Consider the following 6822-nt stretch of genomic DNA (forward strand, 5'->3'; position numbering starts at 1 on the left):
GGGGATTTGCCTGTCGATGTGGCCCACCCCCGCGGGGGGGGGCTGCGGGGTGCGGCGGACGCTGGTGCCGGCGGGTGCCGCGTCCTGGTGGCGCCGCCGCCCCGGCGCCGAGGAGGAGGCCGTGGGCGGTTTGGAGGCGCGGCCGAAGGCCCCGCATGCGCGGGTCCCGGTGCCGCCGGAGGCGAAGGCGCCGCCGCTGACGTACGTCGAGAGCCAGATGATGTCGTGGTGGCGGGACCCGATCGTGAAGGACGGTTCGACCGGCAAGGTGGCCTTCGGCTACATGTGGGGTCCGGTCGGGATCGTCGACGCGGAGGGCCGGGTCGGCGGCGAGGTGCCGAAGCCCGGCAGCCGGTGGGGCACGCCCTCGGATCCGGCGCGCCCGGAGCCGTCGGTGCGGCGCACTCCGTACTCGATCGCCGGCCTGGTGCATCTCCTCGCGCTGGCCGCGGCGGTCACGGGCACGGCCCTGACGTGGGAGTCGCAGCCGCTGGGCGTCAGCCTGGCGACGGGGCTCGCGGCGGCGCTGGCGGTGTTCGGTCTGGGTCTCGTCGTCAGCAGTTTCCTGGGCCGCACCGGGTTCGGCACGATCTTCCAGGTGGTGGTGACGGCGGCGCTGCTGGCCGGTGCCGTCGCGCTGCCGGAGAAGATCACCACGGAGTGGACGCGCCAGACGTGGACACCGGCCGCGGTGAGCGCGGTGGAGCCGCGGTACGACCTGGGCGCGGGGGTGGGGACGCTGGATCTGTCCCGGCTGTCGGTGCCCGAGGGGACGACGGTGACGACCGCGGTCGACGTGGGCGCGGGAAAGCTGGAGGTGGTCGTGCCGGAGAACGTGGTGGTGAAGCTGCACGCCCTGGTGGGTCTCGGTGATGTGCAGCTGCCCGGGGAGGCCGCCGACGACATCGACGTCTCCCCGGACCGCGACGAGACGCGGACGCTGAACCCGCCCGCCGGCACGGAGCCGGCGGGGACGTTGGACCTCTCGCTGGAGGTCGGTCTCGGACAGGTGGAGGTCACCCGTGCTGCTTCATGAGTTCCGTCCCGGCCGGCTGGTCGTCGGCCTGGCCGCGGTCGGCCTGGCCGGCGCCTACGGCGGGGACCTCGCCGGCTGGTGGGCGACCCCGTGGTGGCTGGCGATCCCGGTGATGTGCGGCGGGCTCGGCCTGGCCGGGCTGCTGACCTGGGTCGCCTACGGCCTGCGGCGCCGTTCGGCGAGAAGACGGTCGACGGAGAGCAGCGGGGCGCCGGCGAGCAGCAGCGGCAGCCAGGCGATGAGATAGGCGAGGTCGTTGCCGAGGTAGTACGGGTTCACCTGCCAGCTCACGGTGAGCCAGAGGCTCAGCGAGATGAGGGCGCCGCCGAGGGCGGCCACCCGGGCGAAGAGGCCGAGGAGGGTGCCGAGGCCGACGGCGAGCTCCCCGAAGGCGATGGCGTAGCCGAAGCCGGTGGGGCTGTTGAGGGCGAGGTCGACGAGCCACGGGACGGCCGAGGAGTCACGGACGCCGCGCATGGTCTCGCCGATGGAGCCGGTGCCGGTGTCGGCGAGGAAGGCCGGGTCGGTGAGCTTGTCGAGGCCGGCGTAGACGAAGGTGACGCCGAGGAAGATCCGGAGCGGGAGCAGGGCGTAGCGGGAGACGGTGGCCCTCCAGGCGTCCGCGCGGTCCCTCAGGGTGGGCCCGCCGGGGCGTTCCGTGTACGCGCTCATGATCGGTCACCTCTCCACACCCCGTACGACTGTTCGCGGACCGATTGTCTCCGCTTGTGCGGTGAAGGGACACAGGGAGGGGCCGGATGCTCAGTCGGCGACGTCGATCGTGATCCGGTCGGTCTCGAATCCGGCGGCGGTGACGACGGAGACCTCGACCCGGCCGGGCTCGACGTCGGCGGGGAGGGGCACGGTGAGGACGGTGTCGGTGGGGTTGGCGAAGCCGCCGGGGACGGGCACCAGGGGGACGTGGGCGTGGACGGCGCCGATCCGGACGACGAGCCGGGTCAGCGGGTCGGGGGCGGCGGCGCCGGGCGGGACGAAGCCGTGGCCGCGGATCTCGATGTCGTCGCCGACGCGGATGGGGGCGTCGAGGTCGCCGGCCTCGCGGGCGCGGACCACGGCGTGGAGGGCGGGCGGGCCGCCCTCGGTGCACTTGGCGGCGAGGTGCCAGGCGGCGGAGACGGCGACGAGGAGGGCGAGGGACCAGGGGGGCGCGGGGAGGCGGTCGGGGGCGGTGGCGAGCCGGACGGCGGCGAAGACGAGGACGGCGCCGGAGACGAGGACGTACTGGACGTCGGCGAGGTCGGCGCGGCCGTTGTCGTCGCAGAGGAGGTCGGCGGCGCGGGGCCGGTCGGCGCGGACCTTCTGGAGCCGTCGGCCGGCGATCCGGGTGGAGACGACGAACCGGGCGGTGACGGCGACGGCCGAGACGAGGGCGAGGACGGTGACGAGGGCGGCGGCGCCGGAGAGGCCGAAGGCGGTGGCGGTGAGCGAGCGGAGGGTGAGGAAGAGGAGGGTGTAGCAGAGGAAGAGGAGCCATGCGGCGGCGACGGCGCGGGTGGTGGAGAGCCGGTTGTCCTCGCCGGTGAGCGGGGCGAGGAGGCCGCCGCGGGCGCGGTGGGCGTGGGCGGCGGCGGTGAGGGGGACGGCGAGGAGGAGGGCGGTGCCGAGGCCGGCGGTGCGGGCGGCGGTCCAGCCGGTGCCGAGGGCGGTGAGGGCCTGGCCGAGCAGGAGGGCGAGGACGGCGGCCCAGATCGCGGCGAGGCTGCCGGTGCGGACGCGGGCGAGCCAGGCGAGGCCGGCCTCCCGGCCGTGGGCGGTCACGGCGCGGGCGGACTGGGCGAGTTCGTCGGAGACCCACTGGCGGGCGGCGACCGGGGAGTGGGCGACGGCGGCGGGGACGCCGTGGCCGGCGGCAAGTTCCTCGCGGCGGGCGAGGAAGGCGGCGACGGCGCGGCGGTGGCCGGTCTCGCCGCAGTGGGCGCAGCCGGCGCAGGCCGTCGGGTGGTCGCCGGCGCCGTGGCGCCCGCCGTACTGTCTCGCCTCTTGAACCGCCACGGTGCCGTCACTTCCCGAGTTTCCGAGCTCAACTTGGCGTTGATTCCTCGGAATTGTGCCGCACCGAGGGGGCTCGGGAGGGCCGCGCGCGCCCCGCGGGAGAGTGATTGCCGCGCCATCCCATTGACGTACAGAAGGGTGAAGCGATGGTGTTACGACAGGAGTTCGGGCTCCGCTCGGCTGATCCTGCGCCAGAGCGGCTGGTAGTTGATCCAGGCGACGAGGTCGCTGCCGAGCTGTTCGCGGGTGGCGACGGCGTCCTTGTGGTCGATGAGGACGGGTTTGCCGGCGGCGCGGGCGGCGAGCTGGATGCGGGCGCAGCGGTCCATGGCGATGAACCACCAGGCGGCGGCGTCGACGGAGGAGCCGACGGTGAGGAGGCCGTGGTTGCGCAGGACGATGCCCTTGAAGGGGCCGAGGGCGACGGCGACGCGGCGGGCCTCCTCGGCGTCGACGGTGACGCCGGTGTAGGCGTCGTAGAGGGCGTGGTCCTGGTAGAAGGCGCAGGCTTCCTGGGTGAGGGGGTCGAGGAGTTCGCCGAGGGCGGCGAGGGCGCGGCCGTGGGTGGAGTGGGTGTGGGCGACGGCGACGGCGTCCGGGCGGGCGCGGTGGACGGCGGCATGGACGGTGAAGGCGGCCTGGTTGACGTGCTGGCCGCCGAGGACGACCTGGCCCTCGCCGTTGGCGAGGACGAGGTCGCTCGCGGTGAGGTCGCCGAAGGGCGCGCCGAAGGGGTTCACCCAGTAGCAGTCGTCGTACTCGGGGTCGCGGACCGTGATGTGGCCGGAGACGCCCTCCTCGTACCCGAGCCGTCCGAAGAGCCGGAGGGCGCCGGCGAGCCGCTGTTTGCGGTGGGCGCGTTCCTCCTCGACCGTCGCGTGGACGGGCGGCATGGCGAAGTGGAGCCGGTCGACGGGGACGGGGGCCGGTATCTCGGTCATGCGCCGGAAGGTAACGCCCGGCCGGTCAAGTCACCAGAGTCCGGACGTGAACACGGCGAAGCCGCCGCCCTTCGCGGGGGCGGCGGCTTCGGCCGGGCTCAGGGAGCGGGAGGGGTCACTCCCACTCGATGGTGCCCGGGGGCTTGCTGGTGACGTCGAGGACGACGCGGTTGACGTCGGCGACCTCGTTGGTGATGCGGGTCGAGATCTTGGCGAGGACCTCGTAGGGCAGGCGGGACCAGTCGGCCGTCATGGCGTCCTCGGAGGAGACCGGGCGCAGGACGATCGGGTGGCCGTAGGTGCGGCCGTCGCCCTGGACGCCGACGGAGCGGACGTCGGCGAGCAGCACGACCGGGCACTGCCAGATCTCGCGGTCGAGACCGGCGGCGGTCAGCTCCTCGCGGGCGATGGCGTCGGCCTCGCGGAGCAGGTCCAGGCGCTCCTTGGTGACCTCGCCGACGATGCGGATGCCGAGGCCGGGGCCGGGGAAGGGCTGCCGCTGGACGATCTCCTCGGGCAGGCCGAGCTCCTGGCCGACCATCCGGACCTCGTCCTTGAAGAGCTGCCGCAGCGGCTCGACGAGCTCGAACTCGATGTCCTCGGGGAGGCCGCCCACGTTGTGGTGGGACTTGATGTTGGCGGTGCCGGTGCCGCCGCCGGACTCGACGATGTCCGGGTAGAGGGTGCCCTGCACGAGGAAGGCGACCTCGGGGCCCTCCTCCTGGAGGATCTCCAGCTGCGCCTGCTCGAAGACGCGGATGAACTCGCGGCCGATGATCTTGCGCTTGGTCTCCGGGTCGGAGACGCCAGCGAGGGCGTCGAGGAAGCGCTTCTCCGCGTCGACGACGACCAGGCGGGCGCCGGTCGCGGCGACGAAGTCCTTCTCGACCTGCTCGGTCTCGCCCTTGCGCATCAGGCCGTGGTCGACGTAGACGCAGGTGAGCTGGTCGCCGATGGCCTTCTGGACGAGGGCCGCGGCCACGGCGGAGTCGACGCCGCCGGAGAGGCCGCAGATGGCGCGCTTGTCGCCGACCTGGGCGCGGATGGCGGCGACCTGCTCCTCGATGACGTTGCCGGTCGTCCAGGAGGGCTCGATGCCGGCGCCGCGGTAGAGGAAGTGCTCCAGGATCTGCTGGCCGTGCGTGGAGTGCAGCACCTCGGGGTGGTACTGGACGCCGTAGAGCTTCTTCTCGTCGTTCTCGAAGGCGGCGACCGGGACCACGTCGGTGGAGGCGGTGACGGTGAAGCCCTCGGGGGCGGCGGAGCAGGCGTCGCCGTGGGACATCCACACGGACTGCTCGACCGGGGTGCCCTCGAAGAGGGTGGAGCCGGCCTTGGAGACGTGCAGCGGGGTGCGGCCGTACTCGCGGGCGCCGGTGTTGTCGACGGTGCCGCCGAGGGTCGTGGCCATCAGCTGGAAGCCGTAGCACATGCCGAAGACGGGGACGCCGGCCTCGAAGAGGGCGCGGTCGAGGCGCGGGGCGCCCTCGGCGTACACGGAGGACGGGCCGCCGGAGAGGATGATCGCCTTCGGGTTCTTGGCCAGCATCTCGGCCACCGGCATGGTGGACGGGACGATCTCGCTGTAGACCCGGGCCTCGCGGACGCGGCGGGCGATGAGCTGGGCGTACTGGGCGCCGAAGTCGACAACGAGGACTACGTCCGGGTTGGTGACGTCGGGCGCGGCAGCGGGGGACGCTGATGACACTACGGCGGCCTTCCGGCGGTAGGAGGGCTCCCCCGGCGGTGGGAGGTTTCCCGAGGGAGGGGGCTATTTGTCGATTCTACCGGCGCGCGCGTGTCTCTTTTCGTCTCACCATCCGAACGTGGGTGGCCTTCGTCTCACCATCCGGGCCCGGCTTGCCCCGGGGCGGAGGACGGGGTCCATACTGGGCGCCATGCGCACGCACTCGACCTTCCTGTTTACCTATGGCAACCGGCCCACCGGCTGCCATGGTCGTGCTGCTTGAGCAACTGACAACAGCGACTTCCCAGGCGCCCCGGGCCGACAAGGCCCGGGGCGTCTGGCGTTTCCCGGGCCGTGCCGATCCGGGGCCCCGATCCCACCAGGAGCCCCGCATGACCACGAAGACCCTCACCGAGACGACCGGCGCCCGCACCGACGAGGCGGCCTCGCTGATCGGTGACGCCCGCGAGCGGATCGACGCGCTGGACGACCGGATCATCGGTCTCATCCAGGAGCGGATGGCGATCTCGGCGGTGATCCAGGAGGCCCGGATCTCCTCCGGCGGCCGGCGGGTGAACCTGGCCCGCGAGATGGACGTGCTCGCCCACTACCGGGACGCGCTGGGCAAGCCGGGCACCGCGCTGGCGATGACGATGCTGGAGCTGTGCCGGGGTCGCGTCTGAGGCCGCCGCCCGCCCTCACCCGAGGAGTGGGGCCCCGCACCCGCGTTCGGTGCCGGACTCACCCGTACGGCGCGTGACCGGCCCCCGCCGGGCTTCGTTGAGCGGGGTGTCCGTGCCAGCCAGGGGCGGGCCCGTAAGAAACCACGCGTGGCTTCGCTGGGGCGTGTGGCGTGCTTCTGGCACGTCGTGGGACCTCGCCCCAGCGCACGTGACCGGACGGCAGGGGACAGCAGCCCGGTCACCCAGAAAGGGCGGTCGGTCCCGGGGACGCCCGGGGCCGACCGCAACCGGCTCACCCTCCCCCACCGCTCCGATCCGTCCCCTCCGACTTCCCTCCCCGACGCGGCGCGACCCCCCGGCGCCGCTCCGCTCGGCACCGCCGCTGCCCTGACAACTGTGACGCCCCAGGGACCGGGACGCGCCCCGACAAGAGGAACAGGCCCGTCGAGCACCCCAACACGG

7 protein-coding genes are annotated in these 6822 nt (G+C 73.5%); 3 read left to right on the forward strand and 4 right to left on the reverse strand.

The window, feature by feature from the left end:
* Positions 1-49: 49 nt before the first annotated feature.
* Together ACFW1I_RS31040 and ACFW1I_RS31045 are read left to right on the forward strand one after the other, a co-directional pair.
* Positions 50-1036: a hypothetical protein gene (locus ACFW1I_RS31040; RefSeq protein ID WP_384676156.1), complete on the forward strand. Its 987-nt coding sequence runs from the start codon at positions 50-52 to the stop codon at positions 1034-1036.
* A complete protein-coding gene (locus tag ACFW1I_RS31045) occupies positions 1023-1283 on the forward strand; it encodes a hypothetical protein (protein WP_384676158.1) in 261 nt (86 codons plus the stop codon). The genes ACFW1I_RS31040 and ACFW1I_RS31045 overlap by 14 nt, the downstream gene beginning before the upstream one ends.
* Here the strand turns inward: ACFW1I_RS31045 and ACFW1I_RS31050 are convergent.
* The 4 genes from ACFW1I_RS31050 to guaA form a co-directional block, all read right to left on the reverse strand.
* Positions 1193-1708 (reverse strand): DoxX family protein, encoded by a 516-nt coding sequence (locus ACFW1I_RS31050; protein WP_384676160.1) that lies wholly within the window; start codon positions 1706-1708, stop codon positions 1193-1195. The genes ACFW1I_RS31045 and ACFW1I_RS31050 overlap by 91 nt on opposite strands.
* 90 nt (positions 1709-1798) lie before the next feature.
* The gene (locus tag ACFW1I_RS31055) at positions 1799-3049 is read right to left on the reverse strand and encodes a hypothetical protein (RefSeq protein WP_384676161.1); all 1251 of its coding nucleotides are present in this window, start codon (positions 3047-3049) and stop codon (positions 1799-1801) included.
* Positions 3050-3201: 152 nt separating this feature from the next.
* Positions 3202-3990 carry a class II aldolase/adducin family protein gene (locus tag ACFW1I_RS31060; protein ID WP_384676163.1) on the reverse strand — a complete coding sequence of 263 codons (789 nt, stop codon included), beginning with the start codon at positions 3988-3990 and terminating at the stop codon, positions 3202-3204.
* Positions 3991-4105: 115 nt separating this feature from the next.
* Positions 4106-5698, reverse strand: coding sequence for a glutamine-hydrolyzing GMP synthase (gene guaA / locus ACFW1I_RS31065; RefSeq protein WP_384676165.1), 1593 nt, complete (start codon positions 5696-5698; stop codon positions 4106-4108).
* 371 nt (positions 5699-6069) lie between these two features.
* Here guaA and ACFW1I_RS31070 point away from each other — a divergent pair, with 371 nt between their 5' ends.
* Positions 6070-6360, forward strand: a complete 291-nt coding sequence (locus ACFW1I_RS31070; protein ID WP_384676167.1) for a chorismate mutase — start codon at positions 6070-6072, stop codon at positions 6358-6360.
* Positions 6361-6822: the final 462 nt, after the last annotated feature.

The sequence above is a fragment of the Streptomyces sp. NPDC058955 genome, from assembly GCF_042741435.1.
Classification (GTDB): Bacteria; Actinomycetota; Actinomycetes; order Streptomycetales; family Streptomycetaceae; genus Streptomyces.